Source organism: Modestobacter sp. VKM Ac-2979 (assembly GCF_026967995.1).
Lineage (GTDB): Bacteria > Actinomycetota > Actinomycetes > Mycobacteriales > Geodermatophilaceae > Modestobacter.
Genome location: NZ_JAPVBO010000002.1, coordinates 840393 through 866108, shown reverse-complemented (window position 1 = coordinate 866108; position 25716 = coordinate 840393). Strand labels below are relative to the sequence as shown.

Annotated in this window: 22 protein-coding genes and 4 tRNA genes; 6 read left to right on the top strand and 20 right to left on the bottom strand. The window is 73.3% G+C overall.

From position 1 onward, the window contains the following. Positions 1 to 54: 54 nt before the first annotated feature. The 4 genes from rplK to O2W15_RS08810 form a co-directional block, all read right to left on the bottom strand. On the bottom strand, positions 55 to 483 hold the full coding sequence (gene rplK, locus O2W15_RS08825; RefSeq protein ID WP_269162923.1) for a 50S ribosomal protein L11: 429 nt from the start codon (positions 481 to 483) through the stop codon (positions 55 to 57). A gap of 94 nt (positions 484 to 577) precedes the next feature. After that, positions 578 to 1483 carry a transcription termination/antitermination protein NusG gene (gene nusG, locus O2W15_RS23975; protein WP_269179132.1) on the bottom strand — a complete coding sequence of 302 codons (906 nt, stop codon included), beginning with the start codon at positions 1481 to 1483 and terminating at the stop codon, positions 578 to 580. 43 nt (positions 1484 to 1526) lie between these two features. After that, the gene (gene secE, locus O2W15_RS08815) at positions 1527 to 1985 is read right to left on the bottom strand and encodes a preprotein translocase subunit SecE (protein WP_269162921.1); all 459 of its coding nucleotides are present in this window, start codon (positions 1983 to 1985) and stop codon (positions 1527 to 1529) included. Positions 1986 to 2048: 63 nt separating this feature from the next. Next, positions 2049 to 2124 (bottom strand) — tRNA-Trp (locus O2W15_RS08810). 214 nt (positions 2125 to 2338) lie between these two features. Between O2W15_RS08810 and O2W15_RS08805 the strand changes: the two genes are divergently transcribed. Next, positions 2339 to 3592: a pyridoxal phosphate-dependent aminotransferase gene (locus tag O2W15_RS08805; protein WP_269179131.1), complete on the top strand. Its 1254-nt coding sequence runs from the start codon at positions 2339 to 2341 to the stop codon at positions 3590 to 3592. Positions 3593 to 3607: 15 nt separating this feature from the next. On the opposite strand, the gene O2W15_RS08800 is transcribed toward O2W15_RS08805, so the two are convergent. The 8 genes from O2W15_RS08800 to O2W15_RS08765 form a co-directional block, all read right to left on the bottom strand. Further along, positions 3608 to 4030: a MaoC family dehydratase gene (locus O2W15_RS08800; RefSeq protein ID WP_269179130.1), complete on the bottom strand. Its 423-nt coding sequence runs from the start codon at positions 4028 to 4030 to the stop codon at positions 3608 to 3610. After that, positions 4027 to 4473 (bottom strand): MaoC family dehydratase N-terminal domain-containing protein, encoded by a 447-nt coding sequence (locus O2W15_RS08795; protein WP_269162919.1) that lies wholly within the window; start codon positions 4471 to 4473, stop codon positions 4027 to 4029. The genes O2W15_RS08800 and O2W15_RS08795 overlap by 4 nt, the downstream gene beginning before the upstream one ends. A 30-nt stretch (positions 4474 to 4503) precedes the next feature. Next, positions 4504 to 4668 carry a 50S ribosomal protein L33 gene (gene rpmG / locus O2W15_RS08790; RefSeq protein ID WP_014742879.1) on the bottom strand — a complete coding sequence of 55 codons (165 nt, stop codon included), beginning with the start codon at positions 4666 to 4668 and terminating at the stop codon, positions 4504 to 4506. Positions 4669 to 4783: 115 nt separating this feature from the next. After that, positions 4784 to 4857: transfer RNA gene (locus O2W15_RS08785), tRNA-Met, on the bottom strand. Between the two features lie 49 nt (positions 4858 to 4906). Next, a tRNA-Thr gene (locus tag O2W15_RS08780) sits at positions 4907 to 4979 on the bottom strand. A 101-nt stretch (positions 4980 to 5080) separates the two neighbouring features. Next, a complete protein-coding gene (locus tag O2W15_RS08775; RefSeq protein WP_269179129.1) occupies positions 5081 to 7582 on the bottom strand; it encodes a putative bifunctional diguanylate cyclase/phosphodiesterase in 2502 nt (833 codons plus the stop codon). Between the two features lie 466 nt (positions 7583 to 8048). Continuing rightward, positions 8049 to 10088 carry a hypothetical protein gene (locus O2W15_RS08770; protein WP_269179128.1) on the bottom strand — a complete coding sequence of 680 codons (2040 nt, stop codon included), beginning with the start codon at positions 10086 to 10088 and terminating at the stop codon, positions 8049 to 8051. Next, positions 10085 to 10366, bottom strand: coding sequence for a hypothetical protein (locus O2W15_RS08765; protein WP_269179127.1), 282 nt, complete (start codon positions 10364 to 10366; stop codon positions 10085 to 10087). Before O2W15_RS08765 ends, O2W15_RS08770 begins: the two co-directional genes overlap by 4 nt. 164 nt (positions 10367 to 10530) lie before the next feature. On the opposite strand from O2W15_RS08765, the gene O2W15_RS08760 reads away from it, so the two are divergent. Continuing rightward, entirely contained in the window at positions 10531 to 10968 is a 438-nt protein-coding gene (locus tag O2W15_RS08760; protein ID WP_269179126.1) for a pilus assembly protein TadG-related protein, read from the top strand. A 47-nt stretch (positions 10969 to 11015) separates the two neighbouring features. Here O2W15_RS08760 and O2W15_RS08755 read toward each other — a convergent pair. Further along, positions 11016 to 11097, bottom strand: a tRNA-Tyr gene (locus tag O2W15_RS08755). An 89-nt stretch (positions 11098 to 11186) separates the two neighbouring features. Here O2W15_RS08755 and O2W15_RS08750 point away from each other — a divergent pair. After that, positions 11187 to 11678 (top strand): YajQ family cyclic di-GMP-binding protein, encoded by a 492-nt coding sequence (locus O2W15_RS08750; protein ID WP_036333198.1) that lies wholly within the window; start codon positions 11187 to 11189, stop codon positions 11676 to 11678. 39 nt (positions 11679 to 11717) lie between these two features. Here the strand turns inward: O2W15_RS08750 and htpX are convergent, their stop codons facing one another. After that, the gene (gene htpX / locus O2W15_RS08745) at positions 11718 to 12581 is read right to left on the bottom strand and encodes a zinc metalloprotease HtpX (protein ID WP_036333197.1); all 864 of its coding nucleotides are present in this window, start codon (positions 12579 to 12581) and stop codon (positions 11718 to 11720) included. A 226-nt stretch (positions 12582 to 12807) separates the two neighbouring features. Between htpX and O2W15_RS08740 the strand changes: the two genes are divergently transcribed. Both O2W15_RS08740 and O2W15_RS08735 read left to right on the top strand, forming a co-directional pair. Then, a complete protein-coding gene (locus tag O2W15_RS08740; protein WP_269179125.1) occupies positions 12808 to 14778 on the top strand; it encodes a 2-oxoacid:acceptor oxidoreductase subunit alpha in 1971 nt (656 codons plus the stop codon). Next, positions 14775 to 15899 carry a 2-oxoacid:ferredoxin oxidoreductase subunit beta gene (locus tag O2W15_RS08735; RefSeq protein ID WP_269179124.1) on the top strand — a complete coding sequence of 375 codons (1125 nt, stop codon included), beginning with the start codon at positions 14775 to 14777 and terminating at the stop codon, positions 15897 to 15899. Before O2W15_RS08740 ends, O2W15_RS08735 begins: the two co-directional genes overlap by 4 nt. A gap of 62 nt (positions 15900 to 15961) precedes the next feature. Here the strand turns inward: O2W15_RS08735 and pdxR are convergent, their stop codons facing one another. Continuing rightward, positions 15962 to 17389 (bottom strand): MocR-like pyridoxine biosynthesis transcription factor PdxR, encoded by a 1428-nt coding sequence (gene pdxR / locus O2W15_RS08730; RefSeq protein WP_269179123.1) that lies wholly within the window; start codon positions 17387 to 17389, stop codon positions 15962 to 15964. A gap of 21 nt (positions 17390 to 17410) precedes the next feature. Here pdxR and O2W15_RS08725 point away from each other — a divergent pair, with 21 nt between their 5' ends. After that, positions 17411 to 18097, top strand: a complete 687-nt coding sequence (locus tag O2W15_RS08725) for a pyridoxamine 5'-phosphate oxidase family protein (RefSeq protein ID WP_269179122.1) — start codon at positions 17411 to 17413, stop codon at positions 18095 to 18097. On the opposite strand, the gene O2W15_RS08720 is transcribed toward O2W15_RS08725, so the two are convergent. The 5 genes from O2W15_RS08720 to nuoL all read right to left on the bottom strand — a co-directional run bounded on the left by O2W15_RS08720 (position 18081) and on the right by nuoL (position 25698). Then, positions 18081 to 19274 carry a PQQ-dependent sugar dehydrogenase gene (locus tag O2W15_RS08720; protein ID WP_269179121.1) on the bottom strand — a complete coding sequence of 398 codons (1194 nt, stop codon included), beginning with the start codon at positions 19272 to 19274 and terminating at the stop codon, positions 18081 to 18083. The two genes, O2W15_RS08725 and O2W15_RS08720, sit on opposite strands and share 17 nt — an antisense overlap. A gap of 48 nt (positions 19275 to 19322) precedes the next feature. After that, positions 19323 to 20399 (bottom strand): polyprenyl synthetase family protein, encoded by a 1077-nt coding sequence (locus O2W15_RS08715; RefSeq protein ID WP_269162909.1) that lies wholly within the window; start codon positions 20397 to 20399, stop codon positions 19323 to 19325. A 73-nt stretch (positions 20400 to 20472) separates the two neighbouring features. Continuing rightward, a complete protein-coding gene (nuoN, locus tag O2W15_RS08710; protein ID WP_269179120.1) occupies positions 20473 to 22017 on the bottom strand; it encodes an NADH-quinone oxidoreductase subunit NuoN in 1545 nt (514 codons plus the stop codon). Continuing rightward, complete coding sequence (locus tag O2W15_RS08705; RefSeq protein ID WP_269179119.1) at positions 22017 to 23741, bottom strand: NADH-quinone oxidoreductase subunit M; 1725 nt, start codon at positions 23739 to 23741, stop codon at positions 22017 to 22019. Before O2W15_RS08705 ends, nuoN begins: the two co-directional genes overlap by 1 nt. 40 nt (positions 23742 to 23781) lie before the next feature. Continuing rightward, the gene (nuoL, locus tag O2W15_RS08700; protein WP_269179118.1) at positions 23782 to 25698 is read right to left on the bottom strand and encodes an NADH-quinone oxidoreductase subunit L; all 1917 of its coding nucleotides are present in this window, start codon (positions 25696 to 25698) and stop codon (positions 23782 to 23784) included. Between the last annotated feature and the right edge of the window lie 18 nt (positions 25699 to 25716).

The following is a 25716-nucleotide window of genomic DNA, read 5'->3' as shown; positions in this document are numbered from 1 at the left end:
CCGGGTCCGCGTGGACCCGGGTGGTGCAGGGCCGCCGTCAGCCGGCGGCTGCCGTCACTTGACGGTGATGCCCATCGACCGGGCGGTGCCGGCGATGATCTTCTCGGCCTGCTCGAGGTCGTTGGCGTTCAGGTCGGCCATCTTGGTCTGCGCGATCTCGCGGACCTGGTCGCGGGTGACCGTCGCGACCTTGGTCTTGTGCGGCTCACCCGAGCCCTTGTCCACACCGGCGGCCTTCAGCAGCATGCGCGCTGCCGGGGGCGTCTTGGTGACGAAGGTGAACGACCGGTCCTCGAAGACCGAGATCTCGACGGGGATGACGCTGCCGCGCTGCGCCTCCGTCGCGGCGTTGTACGCCTTGCAGAACTCCATGATGTTGACGCCGTGCTGACCGAGGGCGGGGCCCACGGGCGGCGCGGGGGTGGCCGCACCGGCGTTGATCTGGAGCTTGATGACCGCGGTCAACCGCTTCCTGGGGGGCATGACTTCCTTCTTCGTGACGGTGGTGCCTGGCTGGAACGGCCCGGTCGCAGGGCCCGCGCCGAGCGTGCGAGGCGTGGGAGGCGACCGGGTCCTTCTAGATCTTGGTGACCTGGGTGAACGACAGCTCGACCGGCGTCTCGCGGCCGAAGATGGAGACGAGCACCTGGAGCTTCTGCTGCTCCGGGTTGATCTGGTTGATGGTCGCCGGCAGCGTCGCGAACGGCCCGTCCATGACGGTGACGGACTCGCCCACCTCGAACTCGACCTCCGGCGCGGGGCCGGCGCTGGGAGCCGCCTCGGCCGTGGAGACCGGCTTGGCGGTGGTGGCCGGCACCAGCAGGTTGACGACCTCGTCGATGCTCAGCGGCGACGGCTTGGAGGTGGCCCCGACGAAGCCGGTGACGCCCGGGGTGTTGCGGACCGCACCCCAGGACTCGTCGTTGAGGTCCATCCGGACGAGCAGGTAACCGGGCAGCTTCTTGCGGTTGACCTGGGTCCGCTTGCCGTTCTTGATCTCGGTGACCTCCTCGGTGGGCACCTCGATCTGGAAGATGTAGTCCTCCATGTCCAGCGACGTGATCCGGGACTCGAGGTTGGTCTTCACCTTGTTCTCGTAGCCCGCGTAGGAGTGGATCACGTACCAGTCGCCGAACTGGCCGCGCAGCGTCGAGCGCAGGGCCTCTGCCGGGTCCTCGTCCTCCGCCGCCGCGGTCTCGAGGGCCTCGACGACCACGGGGTCGTGGTCGGGGGCGGGCTCGGCCAGGGGGTCGGCGACCAGGGCGTCGTCGACGGAGCCCCGGGAGTTGCCGCCGCCGGCGACGGGGGCGTCGCCCATCGGGTTGTCCGCCGTGAGGTCCGTGGTCCCGAGGGAGCCCTCGGCGGCACCGGTCTCGCGGACACCGGTCTCGACGTCGACGGTGCCGTCCTGGGCAGCGGCATCGTCCAGGTCGGTGTCCGCGACGGCGCTGTCGGTATCGAAGGGCTCGCGGGGGTCAGTCACAGGGTCTCTTCCTTGTCGGGTGTGGTGCAGTCGCGGAGGGCGGTCAGCCGAAGACGGCGAGCACGCCCTGGGCGAAGAGGAGGTCCAGGCCGGCGACGATCGCGACCATCACCGCCACGAAGATGATCACCACGGTGGTGTAGGTGATCAGCTCCTTGCGACCGGGCCAGATCACCTTGCGCAGCTCGGCGACGACCTCGCGGAGGAACCGCCCCACGTCCCGCTTCTTCCGCTGCTCGGCGGCGCGTTCCCGCTCGGCGGCGGCGCGGGTGCGCGTCCCCGTGGAACCCGTGTCGGGCGTCCGGCCGGCGGGACGGCTCGACGTGCGGGACCGGCGCTGGGTGGGGGTGGCGACGACCTTGTCCTCGTCGGTCTCCGCATCGTCGGCGACGTCGGCCTCAGCGGCCTCGAGCGCTCCCGCGTCCTCCACGCCCGGCGTCTCGGCGTCGAGCCGCTCGGCGTCGACCTGCTCGCCGTCCGGCTCGCCGTCCTTCTCGCTCACAGCGCCTCGCTCACGTCGGTCCGGCTCACTTCGGTCGGCTCTTCTCGGTCGGTCGTCAGGTCGTGGCAGGGGTGACAGGACTTGAACCTGCAGCCTGCGGTTTTGGAGACCGCTGCTCTGCCAATTGAGCTACACCCCTAGGGGACGCCGGGTCCGCGTCGCGACGCGGCCCCAGTCTCGACGTGACCCCCCGAAGAGGGCCTCCGGGGCACGCCGGTGGCGGGGTCCCACAGGCCCCAGGTCGTCGAGTGTACGGGACCGGCTCGGCCAGCAGCCAACACGGGAGCCGGGTCACCTCCCGCGGGGTGCACGGAGCGGGCTGGGGCACCCGGTCGGTCTGCCACGATCAGATCATGCCGACCGCCCCCGCCCCCGGGTCCGAGCCCGTCGAACCGGCGCCATCGGCGGAGCGGCGGGTCTCCCGGCGGGTCGCCGCCGTCGCCTCCTCCACGACGATGGCCGCCGACGCCCGCGCCAAGGCGCTGCGGGCCACCGGGCGCCCCGTGATCAGCTTCGCCGCCGGCGAGCCGGACTCCCCCACGGCCGACCACGTCGTCGAGGCGGCCGTCCGGGCGGCCCGGGACCCGGCGATGCACCGCTACACCCCGGTCGGGGGTCTCCCCCAGCTCCGGGAGGCGATCGTCGCGAAGACGCTGCGCGACTCGGGCCTGACCGCCCAGCCGACCGACGTCCTGGTCACCGCCGGGGGCAAGCAGGCGGTCGCCCAGGCACTGGCAGCGCTGCTCGACCCCGGCGACGAGGTGCTGCTCCCGACGCCGCACTGGACCACCTACCCGGAGGCTGTCCGGCTGGCCGGCGGCGTGCCCGTCCCCGTGGTCGCCGACGAGGCCAGCGGCTATCTGGTCTCCGTCGGACAGCTCGAGGCGGCGCGCACCCCCCGGACGAAGCTGCTGCTGTTTAGCTCCCCGGCCAACCCCACCGGCGCCGTCCACCCGCCCGAGGAGGTGGCCGAGATCGGCCAGTGGGCGCTGGCTGCCGGCCTCTGGGTGGTCACCGACGAGATCTACGAGCACCTGACCTACGACGGGGCGACGGCGCCGTCGTTGCCCGCCCTGGTGCCCGAGGTCCAGCCGAGGTGCGTGGTCGTCAACGGCGTCGCCAAGGCGTACGCGATGACCGGCTGGCGGGTGGGCTGGCTGATCGGGCCGGCCGACGTGGTGGCCGGGGCGACGGCCCTGCAGTCGCACTCGGCCGGGCACGTCTCGAACGTCGCCCAGGCCGCCGCGGTGGCCGCGCTCAGCGGTGACCAGTCGAGCGTCGCGGAGCTGCGGGCCACCCTCGACCGGCGCCGCCGGACCGTCGTCCGGATGCTGCGGGAGATCCCCGGGATCGCCTGCCCCGAGCCGCAGGGCGCCTTCTACGTCTACCCGTCGGTCACCGCCCTGCTCGGCCGCTCGATCGCCGGTCGCACGGCCACCACCAGCGCCGAGCTGGCCGAGCTGCTGTTGGAACTGGCCCAGGTCGCCGTCGTCCCGGGCGAGGCCTTCGGCACGCCGGGGTACCTCCGCCTGTCCTATGCCCTCGGGGACGACGACCTGGTCGAGGGTGTCCGCCGGATGCAGCAGCTCCTGGGCTCCGCAGGCTGAGACCCGCGGACCCGATCAGCCCAGCGCGACGACGGCGCGGGCCAGGGACAGGACCTTGTCGCCACCACTGGTCACGGTGAGGTCCACGCGCACCCGGCCGCCCTCGAGGAGGGCAGCGACCCGGCCCCGAACGGTCAGCTCGGTACCGAGGTCGTCGTCGGGCACCACCACCGGCCGGCTGAAACGCACCGAGTAGTCGACGACGGCACCCGGGTCGCCGGCCCAGGCGGTGACCGCACGGACGGCGAGCCCCGCGGTGAGCATCCCGTGCGCGATCACACCGGGGAGGCCGACCTCACGGGCGACCCGCTCGTTCCAGTGGATGACGTTGAGGTCACCCGAGGCGCCTGCGTAGCGGACCAGGTCGGCGCGGGTGACCCGGGAGGTCTGCTCGGGCAGTTCGGTGCCGACCTCGACGTCGGTCGGTCGCGGGCTCATGCCGTGCCCCGGGCGACGAGCATCGAGCGGGTGGTGCAGACCGGCTCGCCGTCCTCGGTGGCCAGGTCCACGCGGGTGGTCAGCATGTCGTTGCCGGCCACCGTCTTCACCGCGTCGATGGTGGCGGTCGCGACCAGTCGGTCGCCGGCCCGGATCGGGCGGTGGTGGGTGAACCGCTGCTCACCGTGCACCACCCGGCTGTAGTCGAGCCCCACCTCCGGGTCCTCGACGACGACGTTGCCCGCACCGAGGGACAGCACGATGGCGAAGGTCGGCGGGGCGATGACGTCGGGGTGACCGGCGGCACGCGCGGCGGCCGGGTCGCGGTAGACCGGGTCAGGGTCGGCCAGCGCCGCGGCGAACTCCGCGATCTTCTCGCGCCCGACCTCGTACACGGCAGAGGGCGGGTAGCTGCGCCCGACCAGTCCTGCGTCCAGCGCCATGCTCCCGCCCTCTCCTCGCGACCGCTGCGGTCAGCGCGTCTCGCGGTGGACCGTGTGCTTGCGGTCGGTCGGGCAGTACTTCTTCAGCTCGATCCGGTCGGGGTCGTTCCGCCGGTTCTTGCGGGTGATGTAGTTGCGGTTCTTGCACTCCTGGCAGGCCAGGGTGATCTTCGGACGAACGTCGGTGGCTGCCATGAGCGCATCCTCGCCTTGTCGGTGGTCGAGTGTCCCTCGACGCTTCTCGGGTGGTGCCCGTGCCCGGCGGATGCCGAACACGACGACGGACCCCGTTCCCGGGGTCCGTCTGGGGTAGCGGTGACCGGACTTGAACCGGTGACACAACGATTATGAGCCGTTTGCTCTACCAGGCTGAGCTACACCGCCAGGTGACCGTCCGGCCCGGTCTTCCGACTGCACCGGTGGTCGTTGTGCGAGCCCCTTTACGGAATCGAACCGTAGACCTTCTCCTTACCATGGAGACGCTCTGCCGACTGAGCTAAAGGGGCCTGCTCCGAAGAGCCGTGGAGAACTGTACCTGATGCCCTTCGGCCTCCCCGCAGGGGCCCGCCGCGAGCCTGCGAGCAGTGCTGGGCAGGGCGGTCCCTTCTCAGGTGCGGACGAACAGCCGCCGGTGGGTGGCCCCCGGCGCGGCGGCGCGGACCCCGGTGCGCGCCAGCAGCCACCCCTCGAGCCGGTCCTCGGGCAACGGGCGGCTGACCAGGAAGCCCTGCAGCTTGTCGCAGCCCATCTGGGTCAGCAGGTCCCGGGTCACCTCGTCCTCGACCCCCTCGGCCACCACGCGCAACCCCAGGTTGTGCGCGAGCTCGACGATCGACCGGGCGATGAAGGACTCGTTCTGGCTCGTCGACATGCCCAGCACGAAGGACTTGTCGATCTTCAGTTCGTCGATCGGCAGCAGCCGCAGCTGGGACAGGGACGAGTAGCCGGTGCCGAAGTCGTCCATGGACAACCGCAGACCGAGCGCGTGCAGGTCGGCCAGCACGGTGCTGTTGCGCACCGTGTCGTCGACGACGCTGCCCTCGGTCAGCTCGAGGGTCAGCAGCTCACCCGGCACCCCGTGGTGGCGCAGTGCCCGGCGGACCCGGTCGACGATGTCCGGCTCGGCGAGGCAGTGGGCCGAGAGGTTGACCGCCACCGACAGGGCGATGTCCTGGTCCAGCCACCGCCGGCAGCGGTCCAGCGCCCGGTCGAGCACCTGGTCGGTCAGCAGCCCGATCCGACCGATCTGCTCGGCCAGGCTGATGAAGTCGTCCGGCGAGATGTCCCCGTAGCGCGGGTGCGCCCAGCGCACGAGGGTCTCGACCGAGACGATGTCCGCGGTGCGGGTGTCCACGATCGGCTGGAAGACGACCGAGATCTGCCCGTCGGCCATCGCGGTCTCCAGCTCCGCGCCCAGCTGCAGGCGGCGCAGGCTCTGCTGGTCCAGGACGGGGTGGTAGGTCGCCACTCCCCCGGAGCCCTGTGCCGCGAGCAGCGCGACGTCCGCCCGCTGGATCAGCGTGCCGGACTCCGACCCGTGCACGGGCGCCGCAGCCACCCCGATCGTCAGCGCGACCTCCAGGTCCAGCCCGGCGACCCGGGCCCGGGTGGAGGCGGCCTCCCGCAGCCGACGGGCGGCCCGCTCGGTGGCGGCCAGGGACAGGCCCGGCAGCAGGACGGCGAACTGACCGCCCTCCATCCGGGCGACGACGGCCTGCGGCGGCGCGTGCTCACGGAGCAGCCCGGCGGTGACCAGGAGCAGTTCGTCGCTGGCGGCGTGCCCGAGGGTGTCGGTGACGTCGGTGTAGCCGTCCAGGGCCGCCAGCACCAGCCCGGCCCGGGCGGTGGTCGGCTCGGCCAGCAGCAGCGCGTCGATCTCCCCGCCCAGCCGCTGCCGGTTCGGCAACCCGGTCAGCCGGTCGTGGTCGCCGTCGTGCCGGATCTGGCTGAGCAGTTGCTGCTGCCGGATCGCGGCGTTGACGTGGGTCAACATCGACTCCAGCGCACTGCGGTCCCCGTCGGCGAAGGTCACCACGTCGCTGCGCCGGTCACAGACCTCCAGGTACCCGGGCTCACCGGCTGCGGTGACCACGGGCGCGCCGAGCACCTCGCGGGCGTGGCGACGGGCCAGGGCGGCCAGCTCCCGTGGCTCCGCCCGGGCCGTCGAGAGGAGGACCGGTCCCGCGGCATCGGGGGCCAGGGCACGCTGCCGGATCGGGTCGTCGGGATCGCCGGGACCGTCGTACCAGGCGAGCTCGCCATCGGCGGCATCGACGACGAGTTGCGGACCCTCGTCGAGGTAGGGCGGCAGCCACAGCGCCACCCGGTCGGCGTTGAGCAGCTCACGGACCGCGCTCACGATCTCCCGCGTCCCCGCCTCGTCCGGGGTAACCAGCTCCACGCGCCGGGCGAAGTCGTAGACCTGCTGGACGGTCCGCCGTTCCCGGATGGCGTGCGAGGACTGCCGGAACATCGCCACAGCCCCGAGGACGAGCGGGCCGATCAGCACCCAGCCCCACGCCGTCTCACGGGTCAGCAGGAGGGCGACGACACCGACGACCACGCTCAGCGGAGCCACGGCGAAGGCCGGGATCGCGCTGAGCAGCAGCCCCCAACCCGGGAAGCCCCCGGACAGCCAGATGGCCAGACAGGTCATCAGGATGCCGACGACCGTCGCCGCCAGCAGCGCCAGCACCAGGGACAGCCAGCTCAGCGGGTCGTCGAGGTCGAGCGGCGGGAGCCACGACAGCACCAGCAGCGCCGTGCACACCTCGGCGACGGTCAGGCCGATGTTGTAGGCGGCCTTGGTCAACGGGAGCGACTGACGGACCAGGACGATGGCCACGGCGGCCACGCGGGCGATGACGGCCCAGACGCCTCCGACCTCGACGAGTGCGATGACCAGCACCAGCTCGGAGGGCGAGACCGCGAAGGTCTGGCGCCGGAACTCGAGCTCCAACTGGGACGACTCGGTGAGCAGGAAGGCGAGGAAGAGGGCCAGGACGGCCCACACCGACGGGGTGGTCCAGGCATGCGGCAGCGTCAACGCACCGAGCACCGCCGCCACCGAGAGCGCGACGGCGACGATCATCTCGGGGCGCCGGATCACTGCTGCCCCCCACTGCGGAGGGGCCGGCTGCTCGGCCAACGTCAGCCCGTCTGTCAAGTGGCGTGGTCGACAGACGTTAACAGCGGTGGCCCCTTCCGGGCAGCCACCTCACCCGATGGGGCAGTCGGCTCGTCACGACCGCCCCGTAGTCAGGCGGCCGCGTCAGCGGTTCCAGCGCCACCCGCGGTTCCAGCGCCAGCCACGGTCGGCGGCGGAGGGGCGGGCGGTGGCGAGCGAGGTGGTGCCGGTCATGACGTCTCCTGAAGGCGCGGATGGACTCGGGGTCGCGGTAGCCGCCCACGCGGGGGCAGAGCGTCGTCCGGCACAGACCGCAATGAAGAGACTGCAGCGGGTCACCCACACGCGCAAGATTAGACACGACTGGGCTAATGATCTTCGTTGTGTCGTGACTTTGTGTAATGAGTGATCCGCCCAGCGTCACGTCTGAGTGGCCCCCGAACGGGTGTCAGCGTGGTGGACGGCGTTCCGAGAGGTCGTCGCGGGACAGGTCGTCGAGCTGATCCCACAGCGAGGGTCCTGGTGATCCCAGCGAGCCGAGCACGGCGGCCACCTGTACGAACCCGGTCCGCGCGGCCGCCCCGACTGCGCCCGGGTCGATCGCCTCCTCCCCCAGCAACTCGACGGCGTCCCGCTGCGCGTCCTCGGCCGTGCGGACCCGGCCGGTGTCCGGGCCCATCCGCACCTCGCCATCCGCGCCGACCAGGACCGCCGCGACGTCCAGGGCAGCACTGAGCGGGTCCCCTCGGGGCCCGCGGACCGCGAAGCTGGGCACGGTCACCCCGAGCGTCCACAACAGCTGCCGATCGACGGCCGCCTCGTGCTCCTGGCTGTACGCGAGCCCGTACCTGAGCCGTTGCGCGTGCTCCTGGACCGCCACGGTGGCACCCACGAGCTCCGCCGACGACGACACAGATGCGTCCCCGGCCGCCAGTGCGGCCTGCACAGCGGTGACGACCGGCTCGCTCCGAGCCTCGTCGGCGATCAGGAGCGCCAGCCCGCGCAGCGCGGCGTCGGTCGACGCGTCTAGGCGCCCCTCCCGGCCGCCGTCGCGCACGGCCGTCTCGAGCACCGGGAGCACGACACCGGCCTGTCCAGCCACCAGTCCGCTCACCTCCGCGCCGATCCGGACGAGCGTCACCTGGTCGACCAGCACCTCGTCCGGTGAGTCCGGGGCCAGTCCCCGACCCAGTGACTGCAGCAGCGCCCCGACCGCCGGCGCCGCAGCCGGGCCGGCCGCGGCGAGGGTGACGACCGCAGCCAGGTCCTCGGTCCCACCCGGCCAGGGCCGGCTCAGGAGCGTCGTCCAGGCAGCCGGGTCGGCGAGCAGCTCGCCCGCAGCAGCCCGGTCGCCGGCGTGGCGCAGGACGGTCAGCGCCACCGCCACGGGGTCGGCGGCCGGCGCGCCCACCCGGACCGCCGCGCCAGCCCCCTGCACCGCCTCACGGGCCAGGAACTGGCGCCCCCAGGACGCAGCGAGTGCCGAGGCTCCAGCTCCGCCCCGGCCGGCCAGGACGCCCAGCACCGTGCCCATCCCGACCGCCAGCACGTCGACCGCGCCGTCGGGGTCCGCCGGCGCCAGCCGCAGGTCGCCCAAGGCGCGACGGGCTGGGCTCCCTGGGGCCGCCCCACCGGCCACCGAGTCGAGCCTTCCCGCCAGCAGGCCGGCCAGCGCGTCGACTGCGCCGCTCCGCTCACCCAGCACGGTGAGCAGCCAGCGGAGCCCGTCGACGCCGAGCCGCCCGACCACGGCAGCCGCGAAGGCGGGGCTCGCCGCGTGGCCGGACCAGCCGGCGGCTGCAGCGTCGAGCTGCTCGGCCGTGCCCGGCCGGAGGAGGTCCGCCGCCGCCTCCCTCCCCAGCGCGGCGAACGCGCCGTCCCCCCACCCCGGCATCCGCCCGGCGAGCCAGGCGGTGACCCCTGCGGCGTCTCCCGGGCGGGCGGCCCCACCCAGCGGCGCGGCGACGGCGGCGAGCACCGCCGCGACGGCGACGGCGTCGGCGGCCAGCTCGTCCAGCAGGGCCCGGTGCTCGACGGCGCGGTCGGCGTCGTCCACCGCGACCGCCGCGCTCAGGTCGGCGGCCTCGTCGCGGCCGGGAGCGGGTACGCCGCCGTCCCACGCCGGTCCCATCAGCACGGCGAGCCGGGACCCGGCGCGGGCGAACTGGTCACGTTGGTCGGCGCGCAGGACGGCGACCCTGGCGAGCACGGTCAGCCAGAGCTCACGGTGCTCAGCGAGCCGGGCGGCCGCCGTCGTCAGTGCGTTGTGCAGCTCGCCGGCCACCGCCGTCGCCGTGGCGACCTCGGTGGTCACCGCCGCCGCGTCGGCTCCCTGCCAGCCGGTGTCGACGGCCGTCGCGTCCAGCAGGTGCACCGTCGTCCCTGCGGCGAAGCCGGCGGATGCGAGCTGGTCGAGGACGTCGCCCAGGGCAGCCGGGGAGCCCGGCGGGTCGGGCAGCTCCGCCGGCGTGGGGAGCAGCGTGCTCATCGGGGGACCGCCGCTCCCCGCCCGGGGAGCAGCTCGCCGTCCAGCTGTTGCCAGGAGTCGGCGGCCGTCGCCACGGCGCTCCGCAGCCAGGTCAGCTCGCCGGCCAGGCAGCCACCGGCGGTCGCCACCGTCTCGCCGAACCCGGCCACCACCGGGCCGAGCGGCCCACCGACCCCCGCACCGTCGCCGGCCGCACCGACCTGGGCCGCCCGGACCGATGCGGCGTCCAGCACCCCGGCCAGCGCGTACAGCCGGGCCGGGACCACCTCGATCACCATGCCGGGCAGTCTCGCGGCCGGGCGGTGTCGGCTCGGCCGTCGTCCACAGGGCCGGTGGCGTCGCAGGCCGGTTGACGCGCCGTCGTCCACACCGTCCACAGGCTCCGTCCACAACCGGTGGACGACGGCGGAGGACCGTTGCGGCCGGCCTCTAGGCTGCGCGCGTGCGCACCGGACCGCCCGACGTCGGCGACCCCGAGGCCGGGTCGACCCTGCCGTTCGTGCTGGTCTGCTGGCTGGTGGGGGCGCTGATGGTGTTCGGCGCGATCGCTGCCTCCGACGCCTTCCTGGAGCAGCAGGAGGTCCAGTCGGTCTGCGACGGTGCCGCGCTGGCGGCGGCGAACCAGGTCGACGAGGGCGCCGTCTACTCCCGCGGGGTGGGCACCGAGCTGCCGTTGACCCGCGCGGCGGCCGAGGCGGCCGTGGCCGACCAGCTCGGGGACGCCGGCGTCGTCCTGGACTCGTGGTCGGCGGCGACCGACGGGGCCGAGGTGACCGTGCGGTGCAGCCGGTCGGTCCCGATCGCCTTCGGGTGGCTCTTCCTGGCCGGCGAGCCGCTGGAGCGCACCGCCGTGGCCAGTGCCCGGGCCCCGATCGCATGAACGAGGACGGCCCCCGACCGCGAGGTCGGGGGCCGTCGTACCAGGTGTGGCGGGTGAAGGATTCGAACCTTCGTAGGCTAAGCCGACGGATTTACAGTCCGCTCCCATTGGCCACTCGGGCAACCCGCCGTGGTGGTACCGGGAGAGCTTACAAGACGGGGGACGACGTCCTCGCCGGGTCCCCGGCGGCACGTCGTCCCCACTGAGGAGGAACCGACATGGCCGATGCGTCCTTCGACGTGGTGAGCAAGGTCGACCGGCAGGAGGTCGACAACGCCCTGAACCAGGCGGGCAAGGAGCTGTCGCAGCGGTTCGACTTCCGTGGTGTGAACGCCACCATCGCCTGGGCCGGCGAGGAGGCCGTGAGCCTGCAGGCCGACACCGAGGAGCGGGTGGCCGCAGCGCTGGAGGTGTTCAAGGAGAAGCTGGTCAAGCGGGGCATCTCGATGAAGGCGCTGGACGCCGACGAGCCACAGTCCTCGGGGAAGGTCTACAAGATCTCCGCCCGGATCCAGCAGGGCATCGCCTCGGACAAGGCCAAGGAGATCGCCAAGGCCATCCGCGACGAGGGCCCCAAGGGCGTGCAGGCGCAGATCCAGGGCGACCAGCTCCGGGTCAGCGGCAAGAAGCGCGACGACCTGCAGGCGGTCCAGCAGCTGCTGAAGAGCAAGGACTTCGAGATCGCGCTGCAGTTCGACAACTACCGCTGAGCTGAGGGAGACGGCCCCCGCGCTGCGGCGCAGGGGCCGTCAGCCCAGCTCCCGGGCCATCTGCTGCAGCCGCGCGATGCGCTCGGCCATCGGCGGGTGCGTGGCGAACATCGACGCCATCCCCTGCCCGCGGAACGGGTTGGCGATCATCAGGTGGCTCTGGGTCACCAGCCGGTCGTCCTGCGGCAGCGGTCGGGCCGCCACGCCGCGCTCGAGCTTGGACAGCGCACTGGCCAGCGCCAGCGGGTCGGAGCTGAGCCGCGCACCGGAGGCGTCGGCCTGGTACTCGCGGCTGCGGCTGACCGCCATCTGGACCAGGCCCGCGGCGACCGGACCGAGGAAGACCAGCAGCAGGCCACCCAGCCCGCCGCCCTGGCGGTCCTCGGACCGGCCACCGAACAGCGAGGCGAACATCGCCATGTGCGCCAGGTAGGTGATCACGGTGGCCATGGCGCCGGCGACCGAGCTGATCAGGATGTCGCGGTTGTAGACGTGCGACAGCTCGTGGGCCAGCACGCCGCGCAGCTCCCGGCGGTCCAGCAGCTCCAGGATGCCCTGGGTGCAGCAGACCGCCGCGTTCCGCGGGTTGCGGCCGGTGGCGAAGGCGTTCGGCTGGTTCGTGGGGCTCACGTAGAGCCGGGGCATGGGCTGCCGGGCCTCGGTCGCCAGCTCGCGCACGATCGCGTACAGCTGTGGGGCCTGGGTCTCGGTGACCGGGAAGGCGCGCATGGCCCGCAGCGCCAGCTTGTCGGAGTTGAAGTACGCCCAGCCGTTCACGCCGAGCGCCAGCACCAGGGCGATGAGCAGCCCGCCGCGGCCGAAGAAGCTGCCGACCAGCAGGATGACCCCGGCCATCAGGCCCAGCAGCACGGCCGTCTTCAGTCCGTTGTTCCAGCGTTGCACGAGCGGTAGAACGCCGCCGGCCCGATCGCCGTTCCCCCGGCAGTTGGGGCCCGGCTGTGAGGTGAGCCGACCCTGTGTGGCTTCCCTCACGTCGGCCGCCGAGCCGGTCCCCCGGGGCGCCGCGCACGTAGCCTGGTGGGTCGGAGGTACCTCACACATGACTGGCACCAACCACGGGATCAGCGCCCCCGGAATCAGCTCTGCCGCCAACGGTGTTGCCCCTGGCATGCACCCCGCCGTGGACCCCGACATCGACGCCGCCTCCAGCTCCGCCCCCGGCGGACTGGTGAAGAGCGTCGTCGCGCTCGACCGCGTCGTCATCCGGCTCGCCGGGGACTCCGGCGACGGGATGCAGCTCACGGGTGGGCGCTTCACCAGCGAGACGGCCTCGTTCGGCAACGACCTCTCGACGCTGCCGAACTTCCCTGCGGAGATCCGGGCGCCCACGGGCACCCTCCCCGGGGTCAGCAGCTTCCAGCTGCACTTCGCCGACCACGACATCATGACCCCGGGCGACGCCCCGGACGTGCTGGTCGTGATGAACCCGGCCGCGCTGAAGGCCAACCTCGTGGACCTCCCCGGCGGTGGCCTGCTGATCGCCGACTCCGACGAGTTCACCCCGCGGAACCTGGCCAAGGTGGGCTACGCCAGCAACCCGCTCGAGGACGGTTCGCTGGAGAAGTGGCAGCTGGTGAGCGTGCCGCTGACCTCGATGACCACCGACGCGCTCGCGGACTCCGGCTTGGGCAAGAAGGAGGCCGAGCGCAGCAAGAACATGTTCACCCTCGGCCTGCTGTCCTGGATGTACCACCGGCCCACCGAGGGCACGATCCGCTTCCTGGAGCGGCAGTTCCGCCGCAAGCCGCAGATCGCTGCGGCCAACATCGCCGCCTTCCGCGCCGGGTTCAACTACGGCGAGACGACCGAGGCCTTCGCGGTCTCCTACGAGGTCAAGCCGGCCCCGATGGCCCCGGGCAAGTACCGGCACATCTCCGGCAACCAGGCGCTCTCCTACGGCCTGGTCGCCGCGGGGCAGCGCTCGGGCCTGCCGGTGTTCCTCGGGGCCTACCCGATCACCCCGGCCAGCGACATCCTGCACGAGCTGTCCAAGCACAAGGCCTACGGCGTGCGCACCTTCCAGGCCGAGGACGAGATCGCCGGCATCGGCGCGGCCCTGGGCGCCTCCTTCGGTGGGGCGCTCGGTGTGACGACGACGTCCGGCCCGGGTGTGGCGCTCAAGGCCGAGACCATCGGCCTGGCCGTGATGACCGAGCTGCCGCTGCTCATCATCGACGTGCAGCGCGGCGGCCCCTCGACCGGGCTGCCCACCAAGACCGAGCAGTCGGACCTGCTGCAGGCCCTCTACGGCCGCAACGGCGAGGCCCCGGTGCCGGTCATCGCGCCCCGCTCCCCCGGCGACTGCTTCGACGCCACGCTGGAGGCCGCGCGGATCGCGCTGACCTACCGGACGCCGGTCATCCTGCTGTCCGACGGCTACCTGGCCAACGGCGCCGAGCCGTGGTCGATCCCGGCCGCCGACGAGCTCCCCGACCTGCGCACGGAGTTCGCCACCGAGCCCAACGGTGAGGACGGCGAGTTCCTCCCCTACCTGCGTGACCCGGAGACCCTCGCCCGGCCGTGGGCGGTGCCCGGGACCGCGGGGCTGCAGCACCGGATCGGTGGGCTGGAGAAGGCCGACAAGACCGGCAACATCTCCTACGACCCGGCCAACCACGACTTCATGACCCGTACCCGGCAGGCCAAGGTCGACGGCATCGCCGCCTCGATCCCCGCGACCGAGGTCGACGACCCGAACGGGGACGCCCGGGTCGCGGTCATCGGCTGGGGCTCCACGTATGGCCCGATCGGCGCGGCCTGCCGTCGGATCCGCGCCTCGGGCCGCTCGATCGCCCAGGTGCACCTGCGCCACCTCAACCCGCTGCCGGCCGACCTGGGCGAGATCCTCGCCCGGTACGACCGGGTGGTCTGCCCCGAGATGAACCTCGGTCAGCTGGCCATGGTCCTGCGGGCCAAGTACCTGGTCGACGTGCACAGCCACACCCAGGTGCGCGGGCTGCCCTTCCGCGCCGCGGAGCTGGCGGCCGTGTTCCAGGACGTCATCGACGGGACCACCGGGACGGTCGCCACCCTCGACACCGGCAACGACACCCCTGCACAGACGGGAGCGGCCCTGTGACCGCCATCGAGTCCACCAACGCACACGTGCACGACCTCGGCATGCCCGCCGGAGGTCCGGACGTCACCACGATCTCCGGCGCCATCGACGCCTCGGTCGCGGCGAACGGTGAGAAGCAGACGACGCTGAAGGCCAAGGACCTCAAGACCGACCAGGAGGTGCGCTGGTGCCCGGGTTGCGGTGACTACGTCATCCTCAACGCGGTCCAGAGCTTCCTGCCCAGTCTCGGCATCGCCCGCGAGGACATGGTCATCGTGTCCGGCATCGGGTGCTCCTCCCGGTTCCCGTACTACATGAACACCTACGGGATGCACTCGATCCACGGTCGGGCCCCGGCCATCGCGACCGGCCTGGCCGCCTCCCGCCCGGACCTGTCGGTGTGGGTCGTCACCGGGGACGGCGATGCGCTGTCCATCGGTGGCAACCACCTGATCCACACCCTGCGCCGCAACGTGAACCTGACGATCCTGCTGTTCAACAACCGGATCTACGGGCTCACCAAGGGCCAGTACTCGCCGACGTCGGAGGTCGGGAAGGTCACCAAGTCCACCCCGATGGGCTCGATCGACGCCCCGTTCAACCCGGTGTCGCTCGCGCTGGGCGCGGACGCCACCTTCGTCGGCCGGGCGATGGACTCCGACCGCAAGGGCCTCACCGACGTGCTGCGCCAGGCCGCGGAGCACCAGGGCACGTCGCTGGTGGAGATCTACCAGAACTGCAACATCTTCAACGACGGTGCGTTCGAGCTGCTCAAGGACCCGGCCACCGGCCCGATGTGGACCATCCCGCTGGTGCACGGCGAGCCGCTGGTCTTCGGCCCGGGGGGCGCCTCCTGCGTCGTCCGCGACGACTTCGGCGGCCTGCGGATCGCCGAGACCAACCAGGTCGACGCGAGCCAGATCGTGGTCCACGACGCGCACCGCGAGGACCCGTCGTACGCCTTCGCGCTGTCCCGGCTCTCCAGCCAGGACCTGCGCTACAGCCCGATGGGCGTCTTCCGGTCGGTGGCCAAGCCCACGTACGACCGGATGATGGCCGACCAGCTCGAGGACGCCGCGGCGCAGGAGCCCGCCGACCTCGACGCCCTGCTGGCCGGCGGCGACAGCTGGACCGTCAGCTGACCCGAGTCGAACGCTGAACGCCGGTGGCCTGAGGACCTCTCCGGTCCTCAGGCCACCGGCGTTCATGCCTCGCCGAGCAGCTCGGTGAGCACCGCCAGGGCCCCGGCGAGCTCGGTCCTGGTGGGGTGGGCGAACCCGAGCACCAGTCCGGCCCGGTCCCCGTCGGCGCCGGTCAGGTGGTGCCGCCCCAGCCCGTCCAGGGCCACCCCGCGGGCCGCGGCCGCCGCGATGACCGCCGCCTCCACCCCGGGGTCGGGCAGCGGCACCAGCACGTGGGCTCCGGCGGGGTCTCCGTCCGCCCGGCAGCCGGCCGCGGCCACCGCCGCGAGCACCTCCGCCCGGCGGCCGGCGAGCTCGCGGCGCAGCCGCCGCAGGTGCCGGGCGAGGTCGCCGGAGTCGGCCAGCGCGGCGAGGACCCGCTGACCGGCCCGAGCCGGGCGGGTGCCCGTCCTGGTGCGCCGGGCGAGCAGCTCGGCGCGCAGGCCCGGTGGCGCCACCAGCCAGCCGGCACCCAGGGTCGGGCTCACGATCTTGCTGGTGGTGCCGAGGTGGACGACGACGTCCGGCCCCAGGGCACCGAGCAGCGGCAGCGGCGCGACGTCGTAGCGCAGCTCGCCGTCGTAGTCGTCCTCCAGCACCCACCAGCCCTCGGTGCGGGCGCGGGCGACGAGGTCCAGCCGGCGGGCTGCCGACATCCGCAGGCCGAGCGGGTACTGGTGGGCCGGGGTGCAGTAGACGGCGGCCAACCCGGCCGGCACCGCGGAGACGACCAGTCCGTCGCGGTCGACGGGGACGGGCACCGGCTGGACACCGGCATCGACCAGCGCACCGACGACCCGCTGGTACCCCGGGTCCTCCACCCCGACCCGGCTGCCCGGGGGCAGGACGCGGGCGACCTCGGCCACGGCGGCCGAGGTGCCGGACGTGGCCAGCACGTCGGCCGCGGTGGCCGACAACCCCCGGTGGCGCAGCAGGTGCTCGGCGACGGCGGCGCGGAAGGCCGGGTCCCCGGCCGACTCGTTGGTGGCATCGGGCGCGCTGTCCCCAGCGGCGCGCCAGGCACGCCGCCAGGCCGCCTGGTCGAGCACCTCGAGACAGGGCGACCCGGCCCGCAGGTCGACGAGCGCAGGACCCGCCGGCGGCGCGACCCGGCCGGCACTGGCCGGTGCCGGTGGGGCCAGCACCGAGCCGACCACGAACGTGCCCACCCCGCGGCGCCCGGCAGCCCACCCCTCGGCCAGCAGCTGGTCGTAGGCGGCTGCGGTGACCGTCCGGCTGACCCGCAACGCCGTAGCCAGCTCGCGGGTGGACGGCAGTCGGTCACCGGGGCGCAGCGCACCGGCCACGGCGGCCTCCCGCAGCCCGTCGGCCAGCTGCGCCGACAACGGCCGCGCGGCCGACCGGTCGAGGACGACGGGCGGGACGTCGATCAGCGGACACCTCCGGTGGCCTGGCAGGAAAGCGGCGGAATGGCCCTTGGAGGATGCCACTGCGTGCTGCACGTTGGGGCCATGGACGTCGCAGCCCCGCTCTCCCCCACCCCCCGCAGCACCATCCGCCGGGGGGCCCGCCGCGCCCGCACCGACCGCGCGGAGCTGTACGCCGTGCTGGACGCCGGGCTCGTCGGGCACCTGGGCGTCGTGCTCGACGGCGCGCCGGTGGTGCTGCCCACCGGGTACGGCCGGGTCGACGACACCCTCTACCTGCACGGCTCCACCGGGGCGGCCACGCTGCGCGCCGCCGCGGACGGCCAGCCGGTGGCCTTCACCGTCACCCACCTCGACGGCGTGGTCTACGCACGCTCGTCGTTCCACCACTCGATGAACTACCGCTGCGCCGTCGTGCACGGCACCGCCCAGCTGGTCACCGACCCCGCGGAGCGGCTCCGTGCCCTCGCGGCGCTGACCGAGCAGCTGGCGCCGGGCTCCTGGACGGCGACGAGGCAGCCGGACCGCCGGGAACTGGCCGCCACCGCCGTCCTGGCGCTGGACCTCGCCGAGGCGAGCCTGAAGGTGCGCACCGGCCCGCCCGGGGACGACGAGCGGGACCTGGCGGCCGATGCCGGTCCGTCGCCTGTGTGGGCCGGGGTCCTGCCGCTGCGCACCGTGCTCGGCGAGCCGGAGCCCGATCCGCTGCTCCCGCCCGGGGTGCCGGTACCGCCCCGGGTGCGGGACCGGGCGCTCAGCCGGCCGGGGTGACCCGGAGCAGCTGGTCCTCGCCGCCGCCGTTGTCGGTGGTGACGTAGAGCGCGCCGTCCTGCCCCTGCTCGGGGGTGCGGATGCGGCCGTACGCGTCCTCGAGCTCGGGCAGCCGGAAGGACTCGACGAGCTCGCCGTCGTCGGTCAGCCGCAGCGCGAGGACGCCGGTGTCCTTCTGCACGCCGATGAGCAGCAGCCCGTCGTAGTCGCCCCATTCCGCGCCGTCGAGGAACGTCGCCCCGGACGGCGCGATGGTCGGCTCGCCGGAGGACCAGACCGCGGGCACGGCGCCGGGGGCGGTCATCGGCACGCTCTCGTCGTAGACACCCGCCCCGACCGGGTCCCAGCCGAAGTCGGCACCCGGCTGGAGCAGGTTCACCTCGTCGTCCCGGTCGGGCCCGTGCTCCACCGAGTACACCTGGCCGGAGTCGGGGTGCACGGCCAGGCCCTGCACGTTGCGGTGCCCGTACGTCCAGATCCGGTCAGCGGCGTCGGCGTCGTCGGTGAACGGGTTGTCCGGCAGGGCCTCACCCGTCTCCGGGTCGATCCGGAGGACCTTGCCGGCGAGTGAGCCGAGGTCCTGCGGGTTGGTCCCGAGGGCGTTGTCACCCGTCCCGACGAAGAGCGCGCCGTCGGGGCCGAACTCGACCCGGCACCCGCCGTGCCGGCCGCTGTCGGCGTTGACCGGGATGCCGCCCAGCAGTGGGTCGGCGACCCGGGTGGCGGCGGTCCACCCCTCGTCCACGGTCCAGGCGATCACCTGGATCTCCGGCGCCTGGGTGTCCTCGGCGCCGCCGGACTGCACGCCCTGGCAGGTGTAGAAGCGTCGGTTCTCGGCGAAGTCCGGGTCCAGGGCGAGACCCATCAGGCCGGTCTCCCCCTCGGCGAACAGGTCGCCGAAGTCCGCGTCCAGCGTGCGCGCCTCGCCGTCGGGCAGCACCGCGGTCAGGCCGCCGGCGCGCTCGTCGACCAGCAGGGTGCCGTCCGGTGCCTGGGCGACGTCCCAGGGGTGGTCCAGGCCGTCGAGCACCACCTCGACGTCCAGCGCGGGAGCGCCGGTGGGTGCGGACACCGGTGCAGGGGCGGCAGCACCGGTGTCACCGGCGCCGGAGTCGGTGGCACCGCAGGCGACGAGCAGCAGGAGCGGGGGCAGGGCCACCCAGGGACGGCGGGTCATCCTCCCCAGGATGCCCCCGATCCGGCCGTGCGGCTCAGCTGGTGGGGTTCAGCTGGTGCGGGTCACCACGTACGTGCACAGCCCGGACAGGGCCTCCCGCACCGGGCCGTCGGGCACCGCCGTCAACCGGTTGCGGGCCCGGTCGGCGTACTCGCCGAGCACCGCGGTGGCCCGGGCGAGCGAGGCCGAGCTGCGCAGCAGGGCGAGCGCCTCGGCGTGCTCGGTGTCGTCGACGACCGGGCCGGCCACCAGCTCGCGGAGCCGGGCCTCGGCCGGGTCGTCACCGGCCAGGGCGAACAGCACCGGCAGCGTGGCGATCCCCTCGCGCAGGTCGGTTCCGGGCCGCTTCCCGGACACCCCGGCCTCGCTGACGATGTCGATCAGGTCGTCGGAGAGCTGGAAGGCCACCCCGACCTCCTCGCCGAACGCGGTCAGCGCGGTGACCAGCTCCGGGGCGGCGCCGGCGAACGAGGCACCGAAGCGGGCGGAGGTGGCGACCAGGGAACCGGTCTTGTCGGCCAGCACCCCGAGGTGGTGGCCGACGGCGTCCTCGCCCGGCTGGGCGCCGACGGTCTCCCGCAACTGGCCGGTGACCAGCCGCTCGAACGTCCGGGCCTGCACCCGGACGGCCTCCGGGCCGAGGTCGGCCAGCAGGTCCGACGCCCGGGCGAAGAGGAAGTCGCCGGTCAGGATGGCGACGCTGTTGGTCCAGCGGCTGTTCGCGCTCGGGGCGCCCCGGCGGACGGAGGCCTCGTCCATCACGTCGTCGTGGTACAGCGTGGCCAGGTGGGTCAGCTCGCAGACGACGGCCGCGTCGACCACCTCGGGGGCCTCCGCGTCGCCGAGCTGGGCGGCGAGCAGGGCCAGCAGCGGCCGGAACCGCTTGCCGCCGGCGGCCATCAGGTGACCGGCGGCCTCGTTCACGAACGCGTGCTCGCTGGCGACCGAGGAGGCCAGCCGGGCCTCCACCCGCGCCAGCCCGTCGGACAGGGCCTCACCGAGCTCACCATCGGGCAGCCAGGGGCCGATCGTCGAGGCCGGGCTCGCGGGCCGGTGCCACGACTGGCCCTCCCGCTGGGGGTCGAGTCCGCCGCCCTGGGGGCTGGTGGTGCCGGCTCCGGTCATCAACCGACGAAGATAGCCGTCGCGCACGGCCACCGGCGCACCGGCCTGCCGCCACCCGCGGCGTCGGGGCCGGTCAGCCGACGAACACCGCGGCCGACTCGGCCAGCTCGAGCACCGCACCGGGCAGGACGCCGAGCACCAGCGTCGCGGCGGCGGTGACCGCGAGCACGATCGTCGTCGGCAGGCCGGGGACGCCGACGGTGGGGCCGTCGGGCGCGGGGTCGGAGAAGTACATGAGCACGATGATCCGCAGGTAGAAGAACGCAGCGATCGCACTGGCGACCAGCGCGGTGACGACCAGCGGCCAGGCCCCGACCTCGATCGCGGCCCGGAAGACGGCGAACTTGCCGGTGAACCCGCTGGTGAGCGGGATCCCGGCGAGGGCCAGCAGGAAGAAGGACATCAGTGCGGCCACCAGCGGGGAGCGCTGGGCCAGGCCGGCCCACTGGGAGAGGTGGGTGGCCTCGCCGTCGCCCTCCCGGACCAGGGTGACCAGCCCGAACGCGCCGAGCGTGGTGAGGCCGTAGGTGACCAGGTAGAACATGGTCGCGGCCAGCCCGTAGCCGGTGCCGTCCGGGCCGAGGCCGATGACCCCGGTGAGCAGGAATCCGGCGTGGGCGATCGAGGAGTAGGCCAGCATCCGCTTGACGTCGGTCTGGGTGAGCCCGAGCACCGCGCCGACCACCATGGAGGCGATCGCCAGGGCGTAGACCAGCGGGCGCCAGGTCCAGTCGGCGGTGCCGAAGGCCACGTAGAGCAGCCGCAGCACCGCCCCGAAGGCGGCGACCTTGGTGGCCGCGGCCATGAAGGCGGTCACCGCGGTGGGGGCGCCCTGGTAGACGTCGGGAGTCCAGCTGTGGAAGGGCGCGACGCTGGCCTTGAACATCAGCCCGACCACGAGCAGGCCCAGCCCGATCACCATGAGGGCGCTGCCGCCCTCGGTCACCACGGCCGCCCGCACGTCGGACAGCCGCACGCTGCCGGTCGCGCCGTAGACGAGGGCGAGCCCGTACAGGAAGAACGCCGAGGCGAACGCGCCGAGCAGGAAGTACTTGACGGCCGCCTCCTGGGACAGCAACCGCCGGCGGCGGGCGAGCCCGGACAGCAGGTACAGCGGCAGGCTGAGCACCTCGAGCGCCACGAACATGAGCAGCAGGTCGTTGGCGGCGGTGAACAGCATCATGCCGCCGATGGCGAAGGTCGCCAGCGGGTAGACCTCGGTCTGCACCCGCTCGGAGGTGGCCAGCTCACGGTCCCGGACGCTGCCGGCCGGGACCGCGGCGGCGGCGACGAACGCCGAGCGGGCCGGGTCCAGGGCGCGCTCGCTGAACAGCAGGACCGACAGCGCGCCCAGCAGGGCGATCGTCCCCTGCAGGAACAGGGCCGGCCCGTCGACGGCCAGCGCCCCGGCGGCGGTGACCTCCTCGGTGCCGGCCAGCAGCAGCGTGGCGACGAAGGCCCCGACGGTGCCGATCAGGGCGATCGTCACCTGCACGGGATGGCGCACGGACCGGGGCGTGAACGCCTCGACCAGGACGCCGACGCACGCGGCACCGAAGACGAACAGCAGCGGTGCGAGCGCTGCGTAGGACAGGTCCGGTGCCTCGATGGCGCCCATCAGTCGGTCCCCCCGGTCCCGGTGCTGCCCGGTGCAGCCGGCGTGCTGCCCCCGGGGTCGACGCCGATGTCGCTCATGGTCGCCTCGACCGCCGGGCTGACCAGGTCGATCAGCGGCTGCGGGTACACCCCGAGCACCAGGATCAGGGCGACCAGCGGCGTGACGACGGCGATCTCCCGCCCGGACAGGTCACGGACCGCGAGCACCCGGGACCGCGCCGGCGCCTCCAGCACCGCGGTCGCCCCGCCGGCGCCGCGCTCGGGGACGGCGGTGGCGCCGTCCCCAGCGCCGTGACCAGCGGGGTCGTGACCAGCAGCGTCGTGACCAGCGGGGTCGTGAGCGGCAGCGTCGTCCTCGTCGACCAGGAGCACGCCGCGCGGCGGCCCGTGCATGACCCGCTGGTACATCAGCAGCACGTAGAGGGCGGCCAGCACGATCCCCACGGTGGCGATGATCGTGAACACCGGACGGGTCGGGAACGCCCCGATCAGCACCAGGAACTCGCTGACGAAGCTGTTGGTGCCCGGCAGCGCGAGGGAGGCCAGCCCGGCGAGCAGGAAGACCCCGGCCAGCAGCGGCGTCTTGGCCGCCAGCCCGCCGTAGTCGCGGATCTGCCGGGAGCCGCCGCGGGCGATGACCATGCCGACGACGATGAACAGCAGGCCGGTGGCGATGCCGTGGTTGACCATGTAGAGCACCGCGCCGGTGGCCGCCTCGGTGGTGAAGGCGAAGATTCCCAGCGCGATGAAGCCGAAGTGGGCGATCGAGGTGTAGGACACCAGCCGCTTCATGTCGCTCTGCCCGACGGCCAGCAGCGCGGCGTAGATGATCCCGGCCACGGCGAGCACCAGCACCCAGGGGGCCAGGTCGCGGGAGGCGTCGGGGAACAGCGGCAGGCAGTACCGCAGGAAGCCGAAGGTGCCGACCTTGTCCAGCACACCCACCAGCAGCACGGCGCCGCCGATGGGCGCCTCGGCGCCGGAGTCGGGCAGCCAGGTGTGGAAGGGCACCAGCGGCGCCTTGATGGCGAAGGCGAGGAAGAAGCCGGCGAACAGCAGCTTCTGCACGTTCGGGTCGATCTCCAGCTGGCGCAGCGCGTCGAAGGCGAAGGTGCCCTCGCCCAGCTGGGAGTTGCTGACCACGTACAGCCCGATCACCGAGGCGAGCATGACCAGCCCGCCGAGCAGGCTGTACAGGAAGAACTTGACCGCGGCGTACTGCCGGTTCGGGCCGCCGAAGCTGCCGATCAGGAAGTACATCGGCACGAGCATCGCCTCGAAGAAGACGTAGAACAGGAAGACGTCGGTGGCGGCGAATACCCCGACCATCAGCGACTCGAGCAGCAGCAGCCACGCCCAGAAGGCGGTCATCGACCGCGCCGGGCGGCCCGGCCGGGCCACCGGGGTGTCCCGCCACGAGGCGCCCACGACGACCGGCACCAGCACGCCGATCAGCAGCAGCATGGACAGTGCGATGCCGTCGACGCCGAGGGCGAAGTCGACCCCGAAGTCGGGGATCCAGGCCACCGAGGTGGTCAGCTGGAACCGCTCACCGCCGGGGTCGAAGGCGACGGTGGTCAGCACGGCGAGCAGCAGCACCAGCAGGCTCACCGCCAGGGCGAGCTGGCGGGCCAGGGCCTCCCGGGCGGCCGGCAGCGCCGCGACGACCGCCGCACCGACCGCCGGGACGACGATCATCAGGACCAGCCAGGGGACGTCGGTCACGGCCGGGCCGCCTCTCCGCGGGTGGGGGTGTTCGGGGTGGTCATGCCGTCACCGCGACCAGCGCGCCGGCGACCAGCACCGCGCCGCCGAGGATGCCGAGGGCGTAGCTGCGGACGAACCCGGTCTGCGCCCGGCCCAGCCGGGCCGAGCCGCCGCCCAGGGCGGCGGCCGCGCCGTTGACCGCGCCGTCCACCCCGCGGGCGTCCAGCCAGACCAGCGCGCGGGTGAGCCACACCCCGGGGCGCATGACGAGCGACTCGTTGACCGTGTCGGCGTACAGCCCACGGCGCGCGGCGGTGACCACCGGCGAGACGCGGGCCGGCGCCGTCGTCGGCACCTCGCGGCGGCCGACGAACAGCCAGGCCGTGAGCGCCCCGAGGGCGACGACCACGGTGACGACGATGCTGACCACCAGCGGCGACACCAGGTGCGCGGCCTCCTCCGGCTCGCCGAACACCGGCTCCAGCCAGCCGCTGAGCGGGAAGGCGGCCACCAGCAGGAAGCCCGCCGCGACCGACCCGAAGGCCAGCAGCACCATCGGCGCCGTCATCGACACCGGGGCCTCGTGCGGGTGCACGCCCTCCTCCCAGCGCGGGCGGCCGAAGAAGGTCATCAGCATCAGCCGGGTCATGTAGAAGGCGGTGAGCCCGGCACCGAGGACGGCGACCCCGCCGAGCACCCAGCCCGACCAGCCGCCGCGGTCCAGCGCCACCTCGATGATCGCGTCCTTGGTCCACCAGCCGGACAGGAACGGGAAGCCGATCAGCGCCAGGTAGCCCAGCCCGAAGGTGACGAAGGTGACCGGCAGCTTCCTGGCCAGGCCGCCGAAGCGGCGCATGTCGACGGAGTCGTCCATCGCGTGCATCACCGAGCCGGCGCCGAGGAACAGCCCGGCCTTGAAGAAGCCGTGCGCCAGCAGGTGGGCGATGGCGGCCGCGTAGCCGACCGGCCCGAGCCCCACGGCCAGGAACATGTAGCCGATCTGGCTGACCGTGGAGTAGGCCAGCACCTTCTTGATGTCGTCGTGGGCGCAGCCGGCGATGGCCCCGATCAGCAGGGTGACCGCACCGACGGCCAGGACGACGGTGCGGGCGGTGGGGGTGGCGTCGTAGACCGGGGCGCTGCGGGCGATCAGGTAGACCCCGGCGGTCACCATCGTGGCCGCGTGGATGAGCGCCGAGACCGGCGTCGGGCCCTCCATCGCGTCGGGCAGCCAGGCCTGCAGCGGGAACTGGCCGGACTTGCCGCAGGCGCCGAGCAGCAGGAGCAGCCCGATCGCGGTGACGGTGCCGCCGGCGAGCAGCCCGACCGAGCCGAAGACGCCGGCGTAGGACGTCGTCCCGAGCTGGGCGAACATCAAGAAGATCGCCAGCGCCAGGCCGACGTCCCCGACCCGGTTCATCAGGAAGGCCTTCTTGGCCGCCGTGGCGGCCGCCGGGCGGGTGTGCCAGAAGGCGATGAGCAGGTAGGACGCCAGGCCGACGCCCTCCCAGCCGACGTAGAGGGCCACGTAGCTGTTGCCCAGGACCAGCAGCAGCATCGCCGCAACGAACAGGTTGAGGTAGGCGAAGAACCGGCGGCGACCGGGGTCGTGCGCCATGTAGCCGATCGAGTAGACGTGGATCAGCGCACCGACCCCGGTGATCAGCAGGGCGAAGACCGCCGACAGCGGGTCGAACAGCAGCCCGGCGGTGACGTCGAGGTTGCCGGTGTCGATGAAGGTGAACAGGTCCAGGCTCACCGTGCGGCCGGCGCGTTCGGTCAGCGCGAGGGTGCAGGCCAGCGCGACGGCGAACGCCGCGACCACGGTGCCGGTCGCCAGCAGGTGCCCCCAGCGGTCGGTACGCCGCCCACCCAGCAGCAACAGCGCAGCACCGGCCAGCGGCAGCACGATCACCAGCCACGCGACGGACAACAGCCCGTCGACCGGGACCGACGCAGGCACGACCTCGTTCACCCCTGGGCTCCCGTTCCG